This window comes from Salinicoccus siamensis, assembly GCF_055391965.1.
Genome location: NZ_AP043765.1, coordinates 956,373 through 977,447, shown reverse-complemented (window position 1 = coordinate 977,447; position 21,075 = coordinate 956,373). Strand labels below are relative to the sequence as shown.

Genomic DNA, 21,075 nt, shown 5'->3' with positions numbered 1-21,075 from the left:
TTAAAACCTCTGTTTTCCATTTTTGATCCATTCCCTGAACCTTTCCCTTGTGAACGTATTGAGCACCTGGTCTTTTTTCACCAGACCTTTTTGCAGCGTAGCGACCCCAAATTCCATAAAATCCAAGTGATCTGTATGGTGGGCGTCTGTGTTGACTGTCAACATCAGGCCGGAATGGCGTATCACGTCGGAAGATAAATCCAAACGCCTTGGGTTCGCGTTCACTTCGAGCACTGTCCCCGTTTCTTTCGCCTTTTTGATCAACCGTTCCATATTAACGGCATAACCGTCTCTTTTTCCAATGAGTCGTCCGGTGGGATGCGCGATGTGTCTGACGTATGGATTGTCGCACGCTGCTTCGAGACGCTCCATGATCTGTTCTTCAGTCTGTTGGAAACTGGAATGGATGGCAGCGATGACATAATCCAATTCACTGAGTATATCATCATCAAAGTCGAGGGTGCCATCTTTTAATATATCCATCTCGGTGCCGGTGTAAATATCTATCTCTGGATATTTCGGCCGCAGGCTTTCCACTTCTTCAATCTGTTTTCTGAGCCTTTTTTCATCCAGTCCATTTGCGACTTTAAGGCTCTTCGAGTGATCTGTGATGACCATATATTCGTACCCCTTATCAATGCACGCTTCGACCATTTCAGAAATCGAATGGGCCCCATCACTGTATACGGTATGCATATGCAAATCACTTCGAATATCTTCCGGGGCCACAATTTCATTCATAGCCATATCCATCTCTTCGCCTGATTCGCGCATCGCCGGAGGGATATAAGGGAGCTCGAAATGATTGAACAGATCTTCTTCAGAAGAGAATGTGAGCATCTCACCATTTTTTTCGATGCCATACTCACTGATTTTCTCCCCCCGTGATTTGGCGATCTGCCTCATCCTCACATTATGCTCCTTAGACCCGGTAAAATGGTGCAGTGTAGTATGGTACGCACCAGGTGTTGTAAAACGGATATCGACATTGATCTGGTCTAAATCATACTCGGCGACTACAGAGAGCTTACGATCGCCCCTGGCGACCACCTCTTTTATGAACGGTAGTTCCAAAAATGTCTCCGTAACCTGCTTTAAGTCATCTGCTTCCACGATAAAATCCAAGTCCTTGCTCATTTCCTTATAACGTCGCGCACTGCCAGCAATATCAAACCGCTTGACTCCTTCCAATTCTGTCAAAGCATCCGTAATCATCGCTTTAAATTTCTGAATTGTTTCAATGGGATGACGTTCAGGACGCGTAAGCATGTCATCAATTCCTTTGATGATGTTTTCTTCAGTCTTTTTCCCGAAACCGTCCAAAGCGCTGACATTGCCGGCCTCGCATTCCGTCCTCAGTCCTTCCAAAGTAGTTACACCAAGCTCTTTGTGCAGTTTCGCCACTTTCTTAGCCCCAAGTGTCGGGAGATGCAGCAGCTGGATCAGTGATGCTGGAACAGTCGACTTCAGATCTTCGAGCGTAGTGGAACGGCCGGTATTCACATACTCTTCAATAACTTCATTGACCCCTTTACCTATACCTTTCAGCTCTGAGAAGTCTTCGATTTCAGAAAGTGTCCTTGGATCCCGCTCTATAGTACTTGCAGCCTTGCGGTAGGCAGAGACCTTAAACGGGTTTTCCAGTGCCAATTCCATGTAGGTCCCTATGGTCTCAAGCAGATTGATTATGTCCTTCTTAGTCATGTCTACCTCCTAAAAAAGAGCCATATTCCTATGACTCACTCTGTAACCATTCTATGAATTTTTCGGAAAGGATAAATGTGTTGTCCAGCAGGAATTGAGCCAAACCGGACTCCCCTACCATCGTTTCGATGAAATCGAGCGGCACTAAGGCGATCATCGTCAAGAAAACCGCCAGTATATAGACCATTTCTATAAGGCCGAGCAAAGTACCCACTATATCACCAACTATACCGAACACACTAATCTGCTGCAGGTAATCGAATGCGCTGACGATAAGTTGGATGATGATTTTGGAGATGATGAAGATAATGAAAAAAGCGGTCATATTATAAAACGCATATTCAGCATTCGCCAATTCCGGCATAAGGGGATTGGTAAGCGTGTCGGAAGTTGAAGGGTAGGGCATCACCATATCGAAGCGTGCAGCCAGCTTCTCATAGTTTTTAGCGGAGATGATGATGGCAGAGAGTGTTCCAATCAAGTGGAGCAGTTGAAGGACCATTCCTCTTCTGTATCCTATCACCATTCCTGCAATCAGAAGTATCAGCAGTATGAGTGTCATGATATCATTTACCCTGCTCTTCCATCTCTTCTATCAACGCCTGGTGCTTCTCAAGCAATTTGACATACTCATCCATAACGTTCACTGCTGTGAGTACTGCCTTTCGCGTTGTATCCAAACCTGCATTCTTCGCTCCAATTTCCTGGATCTTCTCATCGACGAGCCTCGCTACATAACGAATATGCTGAGGGTCCTCTTCCCCAACTAAAGTATATTGTTGATCATTGATTTCGACAGCAATGCGGTTTTTATATTCTGCCATCTGACATTGCCTCCCCGTAAAAATTTCGGTTCCCATATGTTATCATTAATTTATTATACTTATGTAACCAATCTTATACAAGTATATGCATAAGAAAAAACATAAAGGTAGGATAGCCATGAACTATGACACTATGAATACGATCGGCAGCGATGAAGCAGGGGTCGGCGACTACTTTGGACCGATGACAGTCTGCGCAGCCTATGTTCCGAAGGATAAAGTCGCACTCCTCAAAGAACTTGGCGTAAGGGACTCCAAGAACTTAAGCAACAGCACAGTCAGGAAAATCGCAGGCGACATCATACATATCGTCCCGTACTCCCTTGTAATACTCGATAATCCTTCCTACAATGAAAAGATTGATCAGGGATGGAACATAGTCAAACTTAAGGCAGTACTCCACGACCACTGCATCAGAAATGTCCATGAAAAAATGAGGGATGACTGGAAAGAGGCATTGGAAGCCATTGTAATCGACCAGTTCACATCTGAAAATGCATATCAGAAATACGTCCCCCATCCTTTCCGTGAAGATTTGATATACCAGGAAACAAAAGCGGAATCCAAATCCATCGCGGTAGCCTGTGCAAGCATACTGGCACGCAGCAAATACCTGGAACAGATGGAGAACCTGAACCGTAACCTAAAAGCAGAGGTGCCGCGTGGCGCAAGCAACAAAACCGATGTCTTCGCTGCCAAGCTTGCAAAGAAGCATGGCTTGGAGTACCTCGATGCCATCACCAAAAAACACTTCAAATCACGTCAAAAGGTCATCGACCTGATGAACAGCAAAAATCATGGCTGACGGCATTATTTGTATAGTGCATTTCAAAAGATTAAAGATGCCTATGGCGACATCGTCCGCCATAGGCATCTTCATTTATCATCTGATATGTGCACCTTGTGCTTCCAGTGCCTGTACAACCGGGTCGTAGGATGCTTCCACTTCCGCATCGGTCAGTGTTTCCTCTTTATTCAGGTAAACGAGTCTCAAAGCGATTGATTTATTCCCTGCCTCCAGGCGTTCACCTTCATACACGTCAAAGACAAAGACATCATGAAGGTATTTTCCAGCTGTTTTCCGGACTGTCTGAACCAGATCTCCAGCATGTGTCTCAGAAGGGACCACCAGCGCGATGTCCCGTGTAATGGACGGATACTTCGACAACTGCTGATAGATGATATCCCCTTGTGCTTTCTCAAGCAATTCACCCATGCTGATTTCAAATACTGCAGCACCATCCAAATCATTCTCATTCGCATACGCAGGGTGGACTTCACCTACGAATCCAATGACAGTATCATTCTCGAGAATGATGTCTGCTGTTCTGCCGGGGTGCATCTCGCTCAATCGGGAAGACGATCGATAGGTGATATGTGCAGACATGCCGAGTTTCTCAAACACCGTCTCCACGATGCCTTTGGCTGCATAGAAATCTGCAGGTACTTTGACACCAAGCCAATCTGTACGGTGCATATCACCTGTCACTATACCAGCAAGCATTTCTTTTTCCAACGGGAGTTCTGCTTCTCCGCGCGGGATGAATATTCTGCCCATTTCATACAGTTGGACGTCTTTTTGTTGGCGATTGCTGTTATATACCGCATTATCAATAAGATGAGGCACCAGACTGGTGCGCAACACCGCGTGATCTTCACTCATTGGCATCAGAAGGTCCAATGTTTCGTTGACTTCCGTAAATTGTCCGGCTTGACTACGGCTTGTCAGCGCATAGTTGACCGCCTGCGATAAACCAAGCGATTCCAGTTGGTGTCTTATGATTCGGACCTTTTTCTGGATATCCGTCAATTGCCCTGGAGTAATCTTCGAATACTCGGGGAGTGAGCTCGGCAAAGCATCATAACCGTATATTCTTGCAATTTCCTCCGTGATGTCTGCTTTAATCTTCAAGTCATCGCGCCTTGACGGTATCGATACCGTCAATACCCCTTCTTTTTCCGAGGCAACAAGCCCCAGCTTACCTAGAACATCGGTAATCTCTTTGACGGTCAGATCCATACCTAACCGATTATTGATGTAGTCCCCTGTAATTTCTATCGTGGAATCTTCTACATCCAGTTCACCTGCTGAGATGACTTTTGACGTCACTTTACCGCCTGCATATTTCTGCAGGAGATAAGCTGCGCGGTCAAGTGCCTTCCGTACAAATTCATGGGAAACACTCTTCTCAAAACGCGATGATGCTTCACTGCGCAAGTTCAGGCGATTGCTTGTCATACGCACGGATAATGAATCAAAGACTGCCGATTCGATGACGACGTCGGTCGTGTTCTCCGTGACTTCAGAAAATGCGCCACCCATAACACCGGCCAGGGCAATTGGCTCATTGCCATTGGTTACAACGATATCACTCTGCTTGAGTGTCTGTTTTTTACCATCCAGAGTCGTCATCTTTTCGTTTTCCTTGGCGTAGCGCGTCACAATCTTATCCGAGCCAATCTGTTGACGGTCGAACATATGCAATGGCTGTCCGAATTCAAGCAGCACATAGTTGGATATGTCGACGATATTGTTGATCGGACGGAAACCTGCCTTGATCAGACGTATCTGCATCCAGACAGGTGAAGGGTGAACTTTTACGTCTTCGACCACTCGGGCAGCATAGTAAGGGACTGCCTGAAAATCTTCATTATCGACGCTCAATTCGTCATCACCAAGATGCGCATCATCAATATTGTATTCAGGGAGTGAAACCTCCCCGCCGAATAGAGCACGCGCTTCATAGGCGACACCTATCATGCTGAGGGCGTCCTTGCGGTTTGGGGTCAAGTCGAATTCCATGACGTGATCATCGAGGCACAATGCCTGAAGTGCGTCTTCGCCGGCCGTTTTCTCCTCTTTAAAAATGAAGATTCCATCACGATATTCCGACGGGACCTGATCTTCATTGATCCCAAGCTCCTCAAGCGAACATATCATTCCTTCCGAGGCTTCACCGCGTAGTTTTGCCCGCTTAATCTTCACACCGCCAGGGAGTCTGCCGCCGACTTTACAGACAATGACATAGGAATCGGCAACTACATTAGGAGCCCCGCATATTATCTGGTGGATTCCATCCCCTGTATCGACTTGACATACCTTAAGGCGATCTGCCTCAGGATGCTGCTCGACTGATTGGACATGGCCGACCACCAGGTTTTTGATTTCTGCCGTATAATCCTTCAGTTCGTCGACTTCGATACCGCCGCGTGTAATCTTCTCAGCCAATTCTTCCGCAGGAACATCAAGTTGTATGAACTCCTGCAACCATTCCTTAGATACTTTCATTCTTTGCACCACCATCTTCTGTCACTTTGAACTGATTGATGAACCTCAAATCATTTGTATAGAAGTGTCTGATGTCTTCTATACCGTGTTTCAGCATAGCTATCCTATCAGGCCCCATGCCAAAAGCGAAGCCCGAGTATTCATTGGAGTCAAAGCCAGCCATTTCAAGGACATTAGGATGAACCATCCCTGCCCCGAGTATTTCTATCCAACCAGTATACTTACATACATTGCATCCGTCACCCTTGCATTTGAAGCAGGAGATATCGACTTCTACACTAGGTTCTGTAAATGGAAAATAACTTGGGCGAAGGCGTATTTCACGCTCTTCCCCAAAGATTTCCTTGGCAAAAAGCTCCAAAGTGCCCTTCAAATCACTCATATGAATATTCTTATCGACCACCAGGCCTTCAATCTGAGTAAATTGGTGACTATGCGTCGCGTCATCACTATCCCGACGATAAACTTTCCCGGGACAGATTATCTTGACCGGACCCTTTCCTGCCCGGGATTCCATCGTGCGCGCCTGGACAGGTGAAGTATGTGTTCTGAGCAACATCTCCTCAGAAATATAAAAGCTATCCTGCATGTCGCGTGCAGGGTGTGATTTCGGCAAGTTGAGCGCTTCAAAATTATAATAGTCGGTTTCCACTTCATACCCTTCTGCAATTTCATAGCCGAGTCCTATGAAGAAATCCTCGATATTTTCAATGATCAAGCTGAGGGGGTGTGGACTGCCCAGACTAAAATCGCGTCCTGGCAGCGTAACATCAATCGCCTCTTCCGATAATTTAGCCTCAAGCGCTTCAGCTTCGAGTGCTTGGGTCTTCTGTCCGATGATTTCTGTTATGTGGTTGCGTGTTTCATTCACTGCTGCCCCAAATTGAGGGCGCTCCTCTTTGGACAAGTTCTTCATTTCCTTCATGAGCCCTGTCACTTTGCCTTTTTTACCTAAGTATTCCACCTTCAACTGCTGTAGACTCTTTAGATCTTCTATATGGGCCACAGCCTGATCGAATGATTCCTTAACTCGCCCTATTTCTGATGTATCCATCATTTCACTCCTAAAATATAATAAAAACCCCGCCCTTCATCAAAGGACGGAGTTTCCGCGGTACCACCTGATTTTCTGCATGACAATACAGACGCTTATGGAAAGATAAGGGATTGACCCATTGCTCCATCTGCCAGGTGAACCCTGATCCCATCCGTACCCAGCATTCCAGTCCATGTGCTGCGCTCCCTGTTTCGGAATTATAGATCATTTATGTCCGGCTTCATCTGAAGCATCGTATTCATCTTATAAAATCATTATAAATCAAACTATCGAAAAATCAAGCTTTGAAATGATGCATAATGATACTCCCGGCAACCGCCACATTCAGACTCTCACTATCGCCGGGCATGCCTATCTTCAGTTTCTGGTCGACCAATGAAAGCACTTCTTCTGAAACGCCACGCCCTTCATTGCCAAGCACCACCATAACGGACGCCTCAGGTGAAGGCGTATCATCGAGCAGTACTGCACCGTCGATGGCAGTTCCCATCACAATACCCTGGAATGCATTGACTGCAGTCGTAGGCTCTGCTGTTTCAAGATGGATGTGAAAGAGGCTGCCTTGCGTACTCCTTAATACCTTGTCGCTGAATGGATCCACCGTATCATGAGATAAAATGATGTGCTTGAATCCAAAAGCATCCGCTGAACGGATCAACGTCCCCAAGTTGCCGGGATCTTGTACACCGTCAAGGAGCAGCGTATTGTCCTCCCCCACTTCCGGAGCCACATAGGACACAGCCGCCATGACCCCTGGCGGCGTATCCAGGGTGGATAAGGTTTTCATTACAGCCCGGCTGACGCTGAGCATCTCCGTTCCCTCAGGTATCTGCATAGTAGGATCGTATCCTTCTAAGAGTATCAGAGTGTGGAGTGTCTGATGGTATCTGACGGCTTCTTCAACCAGATGCTCCCCTTCAATCAGGAAACGTCCTTCCTTTTTGCGGTATTTTTTCATCTGCAGTTTCTTGAGATCCTTGATGCGCTTATTATCTTTTGAGCCGATGAATGTTGATGCTACCAAATGATTTCCTCCACAGCGTCATCATTTAGTGACCGGACGATTTCGGTCACGAGACGGACGGCATTATTGTAGTCATTCCTGTTCAGAATCGAAACATTCGAATGCATATAGCGGAGCGGTACACCTATGGAGATTGACGGCACACCTTCGTTGGATACATGGAATGCGCCTGAATCTGTCCCTCCGCCAGTAATCGCCGACCACTGAACTGGTATATCTTTTTCTTTAGCCAATTTCTCTACGTGGCGCCTGAAGCCGACATGTCCGATATTTGAACCGTCAAGTAGCAGAACAAGCGGGCCATCGCCCATCTTTCCGGTGCCATCCTTTTCGCTCATACCTGGTGTATCCCAGGAAATGCCGACATCGACTGCAATCGCAAGGTCCGGCTTCACTTTGTTCGCTGCCACTTTGGCACCCCTCAGGCCAACTTCTTCCTGTACTGTGGCCCCGCTGACAACATTGATGTCCAGATCTTCATCCTTCAAAGACTCCAGAACTTCAATGGCTACACCACAGCCGAACCGGTTATCCCATGCTTTTGCCAGCAGATAATCCTTGTTCGCCATCTCTGTGAATTCGCAGTGAGGTGTAATCATGTCCCCGACTTTGACCCCTGCTGATTCTGCTTCTTCTTTTGAAGCGACGCCGATGTCTATGAACATCTCCTTCATATCAACAGGTTTCTTTCTTGCTTCTGGAGATAATACATGAGGTGGTTTGGAACCGATGACCCCTGTCAGTACTCCCGTTTCAGTCACCACATTCATCCTTTGAGAAAGCATGACCTGGTTCCACCAGCCACCGATCGGTGTGAATTTGATGAAGCCATTATCATCTATCTGCGTCACCATGAAGCCGATTTCGTCGAGATGCCCACCAATAAGCAATGTGCGCGAACCATTTTTGGCATTTCGTTTGCCGAACAGTCCTCCAAGGTTGTCTTGGATCAGCTCGTCACTGACTGGCTCCAAATATTTTTTCATGACGTTCTTAACATCATATTCAAAACCGGAAATGCCGTTTGCATCCGTTAGACTTTTCATCATTTCAAGTTGTTTATCCATAATCGGTCATCCATCTCCTTATAATTAATTGTCGATTTCATTCTATCATAAATTATTTCACTTTTCGTAATATAAAACTTATTAATACACATTTAGCCTTTTAATTGTTATCATCAATAAGAGAAGCATAAAGCTTGTAGAAGGAGGCGTTATAGTGATCGATATAAAACTATCCAGAATTGAACGTACAGGAAAAGAATTGGACGTCCTAAAGAAGACATACGAAAGTGAAGAAGAAGCCATTGAAATCTATAATAAACTCACTGATGAATATGCAGAACAGACTTTGCCGTTCTTCGATGAAGATGAACCCCTCATCCGATTGGATATCATGCCGCAATCTGATGGGGACCAAGGAAATAAGGACCTGAAGGAATGCTATTTCGAGTACTCGGATGATCTGATGGATACACTATATAAAAGAATATAGGCAACATATGTAAAATGGCCGCTCCTGAAAGGAGCGGCCATTTTTTAAGCATTATTTATTCAAGGCATTTTTAGCTTGCGCAACGATTTCACCGAATGCTTTTTCATCTGAAATTGCGATTTCAGAAAGCATTTTACGGTTGATGTCGATACCTGCTGTTTTAAGTCCGTTCATCAGACGGCTATAGCTCATTCCATGCTGGCGTGCAGCTGCATTGATACGTGTAATCCACAATTTGCGGAAATCACGCTTGGTCTGACGGCGGTCGCGGTACGCATACTGGCCGGATTTGATTACCTGCTGTTTCGCTGTTCTATAAAGTGTGCTTTTCGCACCAAAATATCCTTTTGCCTGCTTCAGTACTTTTTTACGTCTTTTACGGGACGTTAAACCATTCTTGACACGTGCCATGTGTGCTCCTCCTTAATTCGATCGATTATTTTATATATGAAAGTAGCTTTTTGATGCGTTTTTGGTCTGCTTTAGCAACTAGCGTCGCTTTTCTCAAGTGACGTTTCTGTTTTGTAGTCTTGTTGGCGAACAGGTGTGATGTGAACGCACGATGACGCTTGAATTTACCTGTTCCAGTACGCTTGACGCGTTTAGCATAACCTTTGTGAGTTTTCATTTTCGGCATGAGACTAACCTCCGGATTATTATTTTTTGTCAGTGATCGGTGCGACCACCAGGAACATTGAACGGCCTTCCATCTTAGGTCTTTGTTCAATTGTAGCAACTTCAGACAATTCATCTGCAAAGCGCTGGAGCACTTTACGGCCGATATCTTTGTGCGTGATTGCGCGGCCGCGGAAGCGGATGGAAACTTTGACTTTATCTTCCTTCGCAAGGAATTTCTTCGCCTGTTTCAATTTAGTGTTGAAATCATGGTCCTCGATTGTTGGAGAAAGCCTGATTTCTTTAACATTGATCACCTTCTGCTTTTTACGCGCTTCTTTTTCTTTAATCTGCTGCTCATACTTGAATTTACCGTAATCCATGATGCGTGCAACAGGCGGCTTGGCATTAGGCGCGACCAATACTAGATCAAGTTCTACGCGCTCAGCCATCTCTTGTGCTTCGCGGGTGGGTTTTACTCCAAGCTGTGAACCATCTTGTCCGATGAGACGAACTTCTCTGGCGCGAATCTTGTCATTGATTAATGTTTGATCTTTTGCTATCTTTGACACCTCCATATAGTTTGAAGACGAACAAAAAGGGCGGGCACATATATGCGCCCGCCAACCAGTGATGAGAAATTCTGGAATGGTATCATGCCAATCCATCGTTATCTCACTGCGTGACCCGGTCACTACCTCATAGGTGTTTGCGGGTGAGAAGCGGGAGCTTCTTCTTGTCCGTTCTTATCAACTCTTATAATTCTACAGTCTTTCACAGACTTTGTCAAGCAGTTATTTTTTCAGCCTGATTTCATCAACAAGTTCCCAGATGAAGTCTTCCCTGTCGTAAGTGATCTGGTCCTTCTCGCCGTACTTTCTGACGTTCACCTGGTTCTCTTCGATTTCCTTATCCCCGATGACCACCTGGTAAGGCACCTTCCTCATCTGGGCTTCTCTGATTTTATACCCAAGCTTCTCATTCCTATCGTCGATGCTGACCCGCATGCCGTGGCTCTTCATTTCATCTTTGAGTGCACGGGCGTAATCATAGTGCAGGTCAAGGTTGACCGGAATGATTTCCACTTGCTGTGGGGCGAGCCAGAGTGGGAATGCGCCTTTATATTCTTCAGTCAGGAACGCAACGAAGCGTTCCATGGTAGAAACCACTCCGCGGTGTATCACCACAGGACGATGCAGTTCGCCGTCGCTGCCCGTGTAGGTCAATTCGAAGCGTTCTGGCAACAGGAAGTCCAACTGCACTGTCGATAGGGTTTCTTCCTTGCCGAGGGCAGTCTGTACTTGAACATCAAGTTTCGGCCCGTAGAAGGCCGCTTCCCCATCAGCCTCAGTGTACTCGAGTTCCATTTCATCCACTGCCTCTTTCAGCATCAGTTCAGCCTTATTCCACATTTCATCGTCATCGAAGTACTTTTCAGTATCTTCAGGGTCGCGATAGCTCAGACGGAATGAATAGTTCTCGAATCCAAAATCGTCATAGACATCGATTATCAGTTGGACCACACGTTTAAACTCTTCTTTTATCTGATCCGGCCTGACGAACACATGGGCATCATTCAATGTCATTCCCCTGACGCGTTGAAGTCCGCTTACAGCGCCACTTGCTTCGTATCTGTGCATCGTGCCGAGCTCTGCAATCCGTATCGGCAGTTCCCTATATGAGTGCTTGCTCGATTTGTAGATCATCATGTGATGCGGACAGTTCATCGGGCGCAGCACCAACTCTTCCCCATTCATGTCCATCGTCGGGAACATGTCATCCTGATAGTGCTCCCAATGGCCACTTGTTTTATACAAGTCGACATTTGCCAGTACAGGTGTATAGACATGGTCGTAACCTAAAGCAACTTCCTTATCGACGATGTACCGCTCGATTTCGCGTCTGATTGTTGCGCCGTTAGGCAGCCACAATGGCAGGCCTGCACCTACCAACTGGTTGTTTTGGAATAATTCCATGTCCTTGCCAATTTTTCTGTGGTCACGTTCCTTACGTTCTTCCAAAAGGTTCAAGTAGGATTTCAGATCCTTCTTATCAAAGAATGCAGTGCCGTATATGCGCTGCAGCATCTTGTTATTGCTGTCCCCCCGCCAATAGGCACCGGCTGTAGATAGAAGTTTGAAGGTTTTTATTTTTGATGTGGACGGAACATGCACACCACGGCACAGGTCTGTAAACTCCCCTTGGGAATAGACTGTTACGGTTTCATCCTCAGGAATCGCCTCGATGAGCTCCTGCTTATAGGGATCATTCTTGAATAATTCCTGCGCTTCGCCCCTCGTGAGTTCCTTTCGCTCTATTTCCACATTCTCATCAACAATGCGCTGCATCTCTTTCTCTATTTTTTCAAAGTCATCCGAGGAAATATTCTCCTCGGTATCAAAGTCATAATAGAAGCCCTCTTCAATTACAGGACCAACACCAAATTTCACATCGCCGTAAAGGCGTTTCAGCGCTTGCGCCATAAGATGCGCTGTAGAGTGGCGTAGCACTTCAAGGCCCTCTTCGTCTTTATTGGTGATAAGCTGCAGGTCAGCATCCTCATTAATCGGCCTTCGTAGATCATACATTTCCCCATTCACCTTTGCGGCAACGGCCGCTTTCTTCAAGCCCGGGCTTATGGACTGTGCAATTTCTTCAGGAGTCACACCCGACTGTAAATTTTGGATATTGCCATCTGGAAATTTTATTTCTATCTGCGTCATGTTTTCCATCCTTTCATCATCATAGTCTCACCAGAAAAAAATCGTCCCTCTACTAATAGAGGGACGATTGACACCGCGGTACCACCCTGATTCACGAGATTTAACTCGCCTTCAGCCGGAGATAACAGCCCGCGCCGTCCGGGTTTTAGCCCGACATATATCAAGGGAGTATCTCAATCGTTCCATTATGCATGTTTCAGCATTTCATGCACTCTCTTTGAATGAATACGAAAAAGCATTGTCCTTGGCGTTTAACTGATGGAATTATATATTGATTATACTGAAGGCCGAGTCAATTATCAAGCATCAACCGTTTCTATAGTTTCTGCCTTCGAGCTGTACTTCTTCACATAATGAGCGCAACCGCTCCGTCATCCTTCGGGCTTTAGTCTCCTCCACACCGTTTTCCTTCGTCCGGCTATAACGGTACTCCAGTTCTTCCATCGAATAGTTTGAACTGATGAACGTCGGGAGACCTTCGACCATGCGGTAGTGAAGCAGGCTCGTAATGACTTCATCCCTCACCCAAGGGGTCACATCTTCGGCTCCTAAATCATCAAGCATCAGCACTTGAGCCGTTTTCAGCGTCTTAAACTTGATATCTGTCGTCCCATCTTTGAAACCTGATTTGAGATCCCGGATGATTTCAGGTACATAGGCGATTATCGAAGAGACCGACTGTTCCTTCAATTCATTGGCGATGCATCCCAACATATAGGATTTGCCGATGCCGAAACTGCCATGTATATAAAGCCCTTTCGTTTTTTCTCCATCGATTATCTTCTTGCTTGCTGAAATTGCCTTTTTGATGATTTCCTGCCTGTTGGAGTCCCCATCCAGGAAAACCGTATCGAATGTCGCATCTTTAACATCTTTAGGTACATGATAGGATTCGATCATCTTTTCCTTTTCCCGGAAGCGGTCTTCTTTGATTTTTGTAGGACAAGGGGAATAGATTACATGTATCCGCCCATCCCTTACATCTATAGAAGGTACATAACCTTGTGGATGGTTCACACACCCACTCAGCGAGCCGCATTTCTCACAGGCTAAAGATTGTTCGGCGTAACGTTTCAATTGAAGCAGATCATTTTTAATCATTGAACGCGTAATCTCATGCTCACTGTTTTCAATCAGTTCTATAATGCGCGGATGCTTGATGAGCGATTCATAAAGGCGCTCATTATTCTCCTGCAGTTTCTTTGAGTTTTTTAAAAATTGGTTTATGGGTTCCATTAAGATCACCTGGATTTTCTGAATTCATCTATCATTCTTTGTAGCTCGGGATCATCCTTTGCTGTCTTCTGGACAGATGACGCTTTTTTCCCGCTATCGGTGTGCACGTCGCTCTTCTGTTTAGCGGATGATTTATCCATCCATGCAGGTTTCTTTTCACCTTGGCGTTCTCTGCGCCCGCCTTTTTTCGGGTTGCGTTGCTTTCTGTATTCCATTATCGATTCATAGGCTTCCTTAGCCGAACGTATCCCCTTCTCCTCCCAGTCCCTTGCAATTTTCATTGTATACGGGTAGTTCAAGTCTCCGTCCTTCTGCTGATAAACATACTCAAGAAGTAGGTTTATGACACCGCCTGGCAGACTTGTACGGGCGATTATGTCGGTGACGAGCTTCACATCATTGTCGCTTGGCCGCTGGCCGCGTATATCATTCAGCCGGTCTAGGGGGTTAATGGTTTCGAGTTGTTCTATATATGGTTCCTTACCGGTGTTATCTTCAGCCGCCTGTTGCGCCGGACCATCAAATTTAGGAATCTTGCCCTTGTTCTCTTTCTGATAGTATTTCCTCGCTTCATACTTCAACTGTTCTTTATCTATTCCCGCATATTGTGTTGTAGATGACAACAATATTTGTTTTATGTCATAGGCATTGAAATTGAATAGGATACTCAATTTAACGATGAGCATCCGTATTTCCTTCGTAAAGAACGCACGGTCGATACGTGTCCCTTTCAGATGTGTAAAGAGCACATCAAAGTCAAAATCTTCTAGGTCGACTTGCGGTCCTACAGATTCGTTTTCCTTGCTGAAAGTTTCAGTGGGCACTTCGAAACCTTCACCACTCCCTGTGTGGAACACTTCGGTGAACTTGCGTGTTACTTCGGTGAAGTTTTCTGGCATCGGCGGATATTGGAGGCGCCCCTTCTTTCTATTGAAAGCCACAGAACCCACTTGGCCATAGAGATAGAGGCTAAGCATCGGATCTTTGAAGAAGGCATCTGGTGTAAGCGGCAACAACAGCTCGTATATGAAGCGATCTTCATGGGGGGTATTGGACACGAACGTACGGATAAGTCCAATCGCTTCAAGCTTCTCGAGTATGCTTGAGAAGCTTGAAAGCGGCATGTTCAATTCATCCATTATCTCTCTGTGGAGCCTGGTTTCAAGTTTGCTGTAATGGTTTGAAGATTCCTGAAGGTAGATATATGACATGGCCGCTTCCTGGCCAATCAGGGGGAGATACAGTTCATTTATGATGTTCAGATGGGACTTTTCGAACGGTGACGGCATATAAACGATGAACTCGGTATTTGGTTTTAGTCTTTCATTGAAGTTCATTATCGTCACTGCCTTTAGCCAGATGCTTCAAGGTCTCCATGAGCTGGTCGATGTCCTTGAACTCCTTATAGACCGAAGCGAACCTTACATATGCCACTTGATCCAAGGTAATCAGCGCTTTCATGACATGTTCTCCGATATCATTGCTCGAAACTTCCGATTTATTTAAATTCCTGAGGTCCAACTCTATCTGGGCTGCTGTCTTCTCCAACGTCTCATAGGGGATTGGACGCTTTTCACATGCACGGAGCAATCCATCCATCAGTTTCTCCCGGCTGAAGACTTCCCTGTTTCCATCTTTTTTGACTACGACCAGCGGTGATAATTCCATACGTTCAAACGTCGTGAACCTAAAACCGCACTCTTCGCATTCCCTACGCCGGCGTATCGCAGACAGTTCATCGGTATGCCTGGAATCGACCACCCTCGAACTTGTATGATGACAATTCGGGCATTTCACTGTGACCACCTCTTCCTACCCAGTTTGATATACCATTATAATACATTGACCATAAAAAAAGAAGAAACTCTCGTTTCTTCTTTTCTTTCTATAGATTTTCAGCAATTTTTTCAGCGAATTCCACCACTCGGGTCGAATAACCCCATTCGTTGTCATACCATGCCAGGACTTTGACTTTGTTGTCGTCCATGACCATCGTCAACGAACCGTCTATAATCGAACTTCTGCTGTCAGTGTTAAAATCACTGGACACCAGCGGTTCATAAGTGACACCCATGATACCGGATAGCGCACCATCAGCGTGTTTCTCGAATGTTTCATTGAGTGCATCCTTTGTCACAGGTTTTTTCAGATCAACCACCAGATCGACAAGCGAGACGTTCGAGACAGGCACTCTCAATGCCAAGCCATGGAGTTTGCCGTTCAATTGGGGGAGAACCTCACCCAAGGCTTTTGCTGCTCCAGTCGAAGTCGGTATGATGTTGTCTGCACAAGAACGTGCCCGTCTAAGGTCTTTATGCGGGTTATCGATGTTCTTCTGATCGTTTGTGTAGGCATGGACAGTCGTCATCAAACCATTTTCGATGCCATACTCCTCATCCAGCACTTTGGCGACTGGCGCCAGACAGTTTGTCGTACACGATGCATTGGAGAATACATCATATTTATCTATATCGAATTCTTCATCATTTACCCCAAGAACTACAGTTTGCACATCTCCGCCTTTGGCTGGTGCAGTCAGCAATACTTTTTTGGCCCCTGCTTTAACATGGGCCGCTGCTTTGTCACCATGGTTGAAGGCACCTGTCGCTTCAATGACAATATCCACACCCAAGTCTCCCCATGGCAGTTTTTCCGGATTTCTTTCTGTCGTGATCAGAATTTCTTTACCATCCATGACCAGCTTGTCTCCATTGCCTTCTATCTGCTTTCCGAATTTCCCATGTGTGGTGTCGTAGTTGAGGAGATGAGCCAGTGTTTCGGCAGGATAGCTGGCGTTCACCGCTACGAGCTCCAATTCATCCGAAGCGGCAACGATGCGAAATACCATTCTTCCAATTCTTCCCAAACCATTGATTGCTACTTTTTTCATGACGATTGCCCCTTTATGCTATACTTTTCACTGATTAGTATAACATATTGAAAGCGTGTTTAAAGGTGTAATCTGCATAAAATGTTCACTTTTCAATCTTGTCTAGAAAGCTTTGAATCTGGCCCCTCAATTCCTGAATAGAGCCACTATTCTGAAACACGACGTCGCTTCTATCGCGCTTATCCGATAGCGGCATTTGACTTCTGATTCTTGACACCGCCTCTTCTTCTGTAAAGCCGTCTCTGTCCATCAACCGCTTTTTTTGCGTTTCCTCATCGACATAGACTGTTGCAGTCAAGTCGCATTGTTCATCCAACTCATTTTCGAATAGGAGCGGGATATCCAAAAATACATGGCTCTCCCGGCTCAATCGTTCTTTATCCTCATTCATCATGCGTCTCACTTCAGGATGGACCAGACCATTCAATATTTGCCGCTTTTCTGGATCATTGAAAATGATCGCCCCCAACTTCCTTCTGTCTATTTCGCCGTCCGGTCCTGCAATGTCCTCCCCGAAGTGGTCGAGTATCCCTTTATAGGTAGGGCCATCTTGTGCAGTCGCCTTTTTGGCATAAATATCCGCATCAAGCACGGGATAGCCTTTTGATCGAATATATTCTGAAGCGGTTGACTTGCCACTGGCAATGCCTCCGGTCAGACCGATAATGTAGTTCATTGGATCACCTCTGACAATTTGTACAATAAAATGTATTTCTTCCTGCTATCGTTTTTGTTTTGAGGGGCGCCTCACAGCTCGGGCATACCTTCTTCTGGTAGACTTTGAACCGGTCCTGCATGCTGCCCCTCTCCCCTGATATCCCTCTATAATCCGAGATTGTGGAACCACCACGGCTCAGTGACAGCTCAAATACTTCAACAATCGCCTGGTGCAACTTGGTTAATCGTTCAACTGAAATATTCCCCGCCTTCCGGACGGGGGAAATTCCCGACATGAACAATGCTTCTGAAGCATAGATGTTGCCGACACCTGGTATGACCGTGCTATCCATTATCAACGCTTTGATCGCTTTATTGCTTCTGCCGGGATCTTTGATCTTTTCAATGAATTCAGCAAGACTATCCGGATGCGTATACTCCAGGGCCATCCTTTTAAAGGGAGGGAAGTCAATCATCCTGTCAACGGTCGACATTTCCCCAAAACGTCTGATGTCACTGTAGACAAGAGACTGTCCATCTGACAGCGGTATAGACACTTGCCAATGCCTGCGGTAATTCAAGTCTTTGATCTGTTCTATCGAGTCGGCCACAAAGAAAGCACCCGACATGCCGAGATGTGAAATCAGATGGAAGACGCCTCCATCCTTTTCCATGATGAAGTACAGATATTTCCCGCGCCTTCCTATCTTTTTGATATAGGCACCATCGACTTTCTTTTTAAATGATTCAAGATTTTCTTTAATTATGGTTCTTCGGCCAATTTCATGCCCCTTATATATATAGTCAGAGAAAGATATGGCACCGATCCCCTTCTCTTCCACCGTCCGTTCTAGAGAACGCTTGACCAATTCCACTTCTGGTAATTCCGGCATTCTTCCACCTACTTCACTTGATACCAATCACTGCCATAACCATAATCCACATTGAGCGGTACACTGAGTTCAATCGCATTCTCCATAATGCGTCGAATAACTGGGATGAAATCCTCCACTTCATCTTTTGGCACATCGAAAATCAGTTCATCGTGGATTTGTAGCAGCAGTTTTGCATCATATTTTTTTGCCTCTTCAGATTTGTCATATTCCACCATTGCCAATTTTATTATATCGGCTGCTGTACCCTGGATTGGGGAGTTCATTGCAGTGCGTTCTGCAAAGCTTCGTGCATTGAAGTTCTTGCTATGGATATCAGGTATATACCTTCTGCGATTGAGCATTGTCTTCACATAACCATCACGTTTGGCATCCTGTATGATCGACTTCATGAACGCCTTGACCTGGGGGAATGAATTCAAGTAATTATCAATGAAGGTTTTGGCTTCTTTACGGGTGATGCCAAGGTTCTGGCTCAATCCATAGTCACTTATGCCATAGACGATGCCAAAATTCACAGCCTTCGCATTCCGCCTCATGTTCTGCGTAACATCCTCTTTATCGACTTTAAATACTTCCATCGCAGTTTTAGTATGGATGTCGGTATCACTTGTAAAGGCATTGATCATCGTCTCATCTTGAGTAATGTGTGCAAGCACCCTCAATTCAATCTGTGAATAATCAAGAGCCAACAGAACATGATTTTCATCTTTTGGCACGAACGCTTTACGTATCTTTCGTCCTTCGTCTATCCGTATCGGGATGTTTTGAAGGTTCGGTTCAACCGACGACAACCTACCTGTTTGGGCCAACGTCTGATTGAATCGAGTGTGGATCTTCGAATCTTCTTTAATTTCCCCCTGGAGTCCAATCACGTATGTGGACTGGAGTTTGGCTAAGGTACGGTAATGCAGTAAATGCTCAATGATTTCATGTTTATCCTGTAGCTGTTCCAGAACGTCGACTGCAGTGGAATAGCCCGTTTTAGTTTTTTTGATGACAGGCAGATTCAACTTTTCAAACAGAATATGCCCCAACTGTTTAGGCGAATTGATATTGAACGACTCTCCGGCCATCTCGTATATGGTACTTTCAATTTCATCCAGCCGTTTCTGTATGTCCTTCTCCATCTCCTCAAGCCGTGAAGCATCTACTTTGATGCCCCTGTATTCCATATCAGCAAGAACCTTAGCCAATGGTATTTCAAGTGTTTCCCAGAGTTCATGCATCTCATCTCTTCTTAAATATTCCTCCATCGGTTCTCTCACCTTATGGATGGCCATTACCTTGTCATTGAGAAACTTTTCATGTTCTGCACCTGACGGGGTTACAGCTTTCTTCCCTTTGCCGTAATGATAATCATCACTATCTATATTGACTGCGAAGTCAGCAGCAGTCTCCGCGACATCAATAATCTTCTTGGAAGGATCCAGCAGGAAACTGCCAAGCATGATGTCGGAATCAAACCCTTTGAAATGAATGTCCAAATGTCTAAGAAGCCCCATCTGCCGTTTGATGTCATATACATTAATGGACTTCCTGGATGTGAGGAAATCTTCAATTGATGACGATTCCAGTTCATCAATCGATTTTATGAATGTCAGCGCTCCATCTGTTGCAGCAAGATACACAGGTGCATTGACGAGATAATTTTCTGCCCTTACTTCCAGATGGAAAGAAACATCGCCGCTCAACTCTTCCAGGGAATCCACTCGCTCATCTTCGAATTCGACTTTGTCTTCAGTTTCGCTTGCCTCCATATTTTTAAGCAGCGATTCGAATTCCAGCTCTTTGAACAGTTCATATTTATCTTCTTCCCGGTCCTGTTCAAACTTCAGGCTGGCAATATCGAAATCGATGGGAACTTCTTTGTAGATCGTTGCCAGATCCTTGCTCAGGAGGGCATCTTCGCGATACTCCGTTAAGTTTTCTTTGAGCTTCTTACCTTTCACTTCATCAAGGTGTTCAAGCACACCTTCCACACTTTGATATTCTTTTAGTAATTTAAGCGCGGTCTTTTCTCCAATTCCGGGGACCCCAGGAATGTTATCCGACTTATCGCCCATCAAGCCTTTAAGGTCGATGATCTGCTCTGGCTTGAGACCGTATAATTCTTCGACGAAGGCCGGAGTATAACGATCTATATCGGATATTCCCTTTTTGGTGTAGTAGATTGTTGTATGGTCACTGGCAAGCTGTGTAAGGTCACGGTCCCCTGTAATGATGATTGTCTCTAGGCCTTCCTTATCTGCTTTAGTGCTTAGGGTACCAATGATATCGTCAGCTTCATATTCATCAAGTTCGTAACGTTTGATGCCATAGACATCAATCAATCTCCTGATGGGTGTCAGTTGTTCACCCAACTCGGGAGGCGTCTTCTGCCTTCCCCCTTTATACTCTTCATATTGTTTATGCCTGAAAGTAGATTTGCCGGCGTCAAAGGCTACCAGAAAATGGGTAGGCTTTTCATCCGCAATGATTTTTTCAAGCAGTCTTGCATAACCAAATATCGCATTCGTATGCAGGCCGCTCTGGTTACTGAGGAGCGGCAGACCATAGAACGCCCTGAAGGCAACACTATTGCCATCTATCAGAATCAACTTATCCATTCCATTACCCCTCTCTTCCAATGGTCTTATTAAACCATTGCTTCATTAAGAATTATA

The 21,075-nt window shown here is 45.4% G+C and carries 20 protein-coding genes; 2 read left to right on the top strand and 18 right to left on the bottom strand.

The features are described from left to right. The 3 genes from polX to zapA are packed head-to-tail and all read right to left on the bottom strand — an operon-like array spanning position 1 to position 2,528. Complete coding sequence (gene polX / locus ACZ5LF_RS05095; protein WP_380569395.1) at positions 1–1,704, bottom strand: DNA polymerase/3'-5' exonuclease PolX; 1,704 nt, start codon at positions 1,702–1,704, stop codon at positions 1–3. A 28-nt stretch (positions 1,705–1,732) separates the two neighbouring features. Continuing rightward, positions 1,733–2,266 carry a CvpA family protein gene (locus ACZ5LF_RS05090; protein WP_380569394.1) on the bottom strand — a complete coding sequence of 178 codons (534 nt, stop codon included), beginning with the start codon at positions 2,264–2,266 and terminating at the stop codon, positions 1,733–1,735. Between the two features lie 4 nt (positions 2,267–2,270). Continuing rightward, positions 2,271–2,528 (bottom strand): cell division protein ZapA, encoded by a 258-nt coding sequence (gene zapA / locus ACZ5LF_RS05085; RefSeq protein ID WP_344702723.1) that lies wholly within the window; start codon positions 2,526–2,528, stop codon positions 2,271–2,273. A gap of 118 nt (positions 2,529–2,646) precedes the next feature. On the opposite strand from zapA, the gene rnhC reads away from it, so the two are divergent. Continuing rightward, the gene (gene rnhC / locus ACZ5LF_RS05080; RefSeq protein ID WP_380569393.1) at positions 2,647–3,333 is read left to right on the top strand and encodes a ribonuclease HIII; all 687 of its coding nucleotides are present in this window, start codon (positions 2,647–2,649) and stop codon (positions 3,331–3,333) included. A 78-nt stretch (positions 3,334–3,411) separates the two neighbouring features. Here rnhC and pheT read toward each other — a convergent pair whose 3' ends face one another. The 4 genes from pheT to ACZ5LF_RS05060 form a co-directional block, all read right to left on the bottom strand. Further along, a complete protein-coding gene (pheT, locus tag ACZ5LF_RS05075) occupies positions 3,412–5,817 on the bottom strand; it encodes a phenylalanine--tRNA ligase subunit beta (protein ID WP_380569392.1) in 2,406 nt (801 codons plus the stop codon). Further along, on the bottom strand, positions 5,804–6,871 hold the full coding sequence (pheS, locus tag ACZ5LF_RS05070) for a phenylalanine--tRNA ligase subunit alpha (protein ID WP_380569391.1): 1,068 nt from the start codon (positions 6,869–6,871) through the stop codon (positions 5,804–5,806). Before pheS ends, pheT begins: the two co-directional genes overlap by 14 nt. A 280-nt stretch (positions 6,872–7,151) precedes the next feature. Further along, positions 7,152–7,898 carry a TrmH family RNA methyltransferase gene (locus tag ACZ5LF_RS05065; protein ID WP_380569390.1) on the bottom strand — a complete coding sequence of 249 codons (747 nt, stop codon included), beginning with the start codon at positions 7,896–7,898 and terminating at the stop codon, positions 7,152–7,154. Next, on the bottom strand, positions 7,892–8,965 hold the full coding sequence (locus ACZ5LF_RS05060) for a M42 family metallopeptidase (RefSeq protein ID WP_380569389.1): 1,074 nt from the start codon (positions 8,963–8,965) through the stop codon (positions 7,892–7,894). The genes ACZ5LF_RS05065 and ACZ5LF_RS05060 overlap by 7 nt, the downstream gene beginning before the upstream one ends. 154 nt (positions 8,966–9,119) lie before the next feature. Here ACZ5LF_RS05060 and ACZ5LF_RS05055 point away from each other — a divergent pair, with 154 nt between their 5' ends. Continuing rightward, on the top strand, positions 9,120–9,395 hold the full coding sequence (locus tag ACZ5LF_RS05055; RefSeq protein ID WP_380569388.1) for a hypothetical protein: 276 nt from the start codon (positions 9,120–9,122) through the stop codon (positions 9,393–9,395). A 51-nt stretch (positions 9,396–9,446) separates the two neighbouring features. Here ACZ5LF_RS05055 and rplT read toward each other — a convergent pair whose 3' ends face one another. From rplT to polA, 11 genes are all read right to left on the bottom strand, one after another. Continuing rightward, positions 9,447–9,806, bottom strand: a complete 360-nt coding sequence (gene rplT, locus ACZ5LF_RS05050) for a 50S ribosomal protein L20 (RefSeq protein WP_380569387.1) — start codon at positions 9,804–9,806, stop codon at positions 9,447–9,449. A gap of 25 nt (positions 9,807–9,831) precedes the next feature. Beyond that, positions 9,832–10,032, bottom strand: coding sequence for a 50S ribosomal protein L35 (rpmI, locus tag ACZ5LF_RS05045; protein ID WP_344702704.1), 201 nt, complete (start codon positions 10,030–10,032; stop codon positions 9,832–9,834). A 19-nt stretch (positions 10,033–10,051) separates the two neighbouring features. After that, positions 10,052–10,582 (bottom strand): translation initiation factor IF-3, encoded by a 531-nt coding sequence (infC, locus tag ACZ5LF_RS05040; protein WP_380569622.1) that lies wholly within the window; start codon positions 10,580–10,582, stop codon positions 10,052–10,054. Positions 10,583–10,804: 222 nt separating this feature from the next. Beyond that, positions 10,805–12,733: a threonine--tRNA ligase gene (thrS, locus tag ACZ5LF_RS05035; RefSeq protein WP_380569386.1), complete on the bottom strand. Its 1,929-nt coding sequence runs from the start codon at positions 12,731–12,733 to the stop codon at positions 10,805–10,807. Between the two features lie 306 nt (positions 12,734–13,039). Continuing rightward, on the bottom strand, positions 13,040–13,969 hold the full coding sequence (gene dnaI / locus ACZ5LF_RS05030) for a primosomal protein DnaI (RefSeq protein ID WP_380569385.1): 930 nt from the start codon (positions 13,967–13,969) through the stop codon (positions 13,040–13,042). Positions 13,970–13,974: 5 nt separating this feature from the next. Beyond that, complete coding sequence (locus ACZ5LF_RS05025) at positions 13,975–15,306, bottom strand: replication initiation and membrane attachment family protein (RefSeq protein WP_380569384.1); 1,332 nt, start codon at positions 15,304–15,306, stop codon at positions 13,975–13,977. Then, a complete protein-coding gene (gene nrdR / locus ACZ5LF_RS05020) occupies positions 15,293–15,766 on the bottom strand; it encodes a transcriptional regulator NrdR (protein ID WP_380569383.1) in 474 nt (157 codons plus the stop codon). Before nrdR ends, ACZ5LF_RS05025 begins: the two co-directional genes overlap by 14 nt. An 88-nt stretch (positions 15,767–15,854) precedes the next feature. Next, positions 15,855–16,859: a glyceraldehyde-3-phosphate dehydrogenase gene (locus ACZ5LF_RS05015; RefSeq protein ID WP_380569382.1), complete on the bottom strand. Its 1,005-nt coding sequence runs from the start codon at positions 16,857–16,859 to the stop codon at positions 15,855–15,857. Between the two features lie 85 nt (positions 16,860–16,944). Beyond that, positions 16,945–17,535 carry a dephospho-CoA kinase gene (gene coaE, locus ACZ5LF_RS05010; protein ID WP_380569381.1) on the bottom strand — a complete coding sequence of 197 codons (591 nt, stop codon included), beginning with the start codon at positions 17,533–17,535 and terminating at the stop codon, positions 16,945–16,947. Positions 17,536–17,539: 4 nt separating this feature from the next. Next, positions 17,540–18,409: a bifunctional DNA-formamidopyrimidine glycosylase/DNA-(apurinic or apyrimidinic site) lyase gene (gene mutM / locus ACZ5LF_RS05005; RefSeq protein WP_380569380.1), complete on the bottom strand. Its 870-nt coding sequence runs from the start codon at positions 18,407–18,409 to the stop codon at positions 17,540–17,542. An 8-nt stretch (positions 18,410–18,417) separates the two neighbouring features. Continuing rightward, a complete protein-coding gene (gene polA, locus ACZ5LF_RS05000; RefSeq protein ID WP_380569379.1) occupies positions 18,418–21,018 on the bottom strand; it encodes a DNA polymerase I in 2,601 nt (866 codons plus the stop codon). Positions 21,019–21,075: the final 57 nt, after the last annotated feature.

Excerpts from the sequence above, each read along its gene's own strand:
- polX (WP_380569395.1), bottom strand. The coding sequence starts at position 1,704 with ATGACTAAGAAGGACATAATCAATCTGCTTGAGACCATAGGGACCTAC.
- ACZ5LF_RS05090 (WP_380569394.1), bottom strand. The coding sequence starts at position 2,266 with ATGACACTCATACTGCTGATACTTCTGATTGCAGGAATGGTGATAGGA.
- zapA (WP_344702723.1), bottom strand. The coding sequence starts at position 2,528 with ATGGCAGAATATAAAAACCGCATTGCTGTCGAAATCAATGATCAACAA.
- rnhC (WP_380569393.1), top strand. The coding sequence starts at position 2,647 with ATGAACTATGACACTATGAATACGATCGGCAGCGATGAAGCAGGGGTC.
- pheT (WP_380569392.1), bottom strand. The coding sequence starts at position 5,817 with ATGAAAGTATCTAAGGAATGGTTGCAGGAGTTCATACAACTTGATGTT.
- pheS (WP_380569391.1), bottom strand. The coding sequence starts at position 6,871 with ATGGATACATCAGAAATAGGGCGAGTTAAGGAATCATTCGATCAGGCT.
- ACZ5LF_RS05060 (WP_380569389.1), bottom strand. The coding sequence starts at position 8,965 with ATGGATAAACAACTTGAAATGATGAAAAGTCTAACGGATGCAAACGGC.
- rplT (WP_380569387.1), bottom strand. The coding sequence starts at position 9,806 with ATGGCACGTGTCAAGAATGGTTTAACGTCCCGTAAAAGACGTAAAAAA.
- rpmI (WP_344702704.1), bottom strand. The coding sequence starts at position 10,032 with ATGCCGAAAATGAAAACTCACAAAGGTTATGCTAAACGCGTCAAGCGT.
- thrS (WP_380569386.1), bottom strand. The coding sequence starts at position 12,733 with ATGACGCAGATAGAAATAAAATTTCCAGATGGCAATATCCAAAATTTA.
- dnaI (WP_380569385.1), bottom strand. The coding sequence starts at position 13,969 with ATGGAACCCATAAACCAATTTTTAAAAAACTCAAAGAAACTGCAGGAG.
- ACZ5LF_RS05025 (WP_380569384.1), bottom strand. The coding sequence starts at position 15,306 with ATGAACTTCAATGAAAGACTAAAACCAAATACCGAGTTCATCGTTTAT.
- ACZ5LF_RS05015 (WP_380569382.1), bottom strand. The coding sequence starts at position 16,859 with ATGAAAAAAGTAGCAATCAATGGTTTGGGAAGAATTGGAAGAATGGTA.
- coaE (WP_380569381.1), bottom strand. The coding sequence starts at position 17,535 with ATGAACTACATTATCGGTCTGACCGGAGGCATTGCCAGTGGCAAGTCA.
- mutM (WP_380569380.1), bottom strand. The coding sequence starts at position 18,409 with ATGCCGGAATTACCAGAAGTGGAATTGGTCAAGCGTTCTCTAGAACGG.
- polA (WP_380569379.1), bottom strand. The coding sequence starts at position 21,018 with ATGGATAAGTTGATTCTGATAGATGGCAATAGTGTTGCCTTCAGGGCG.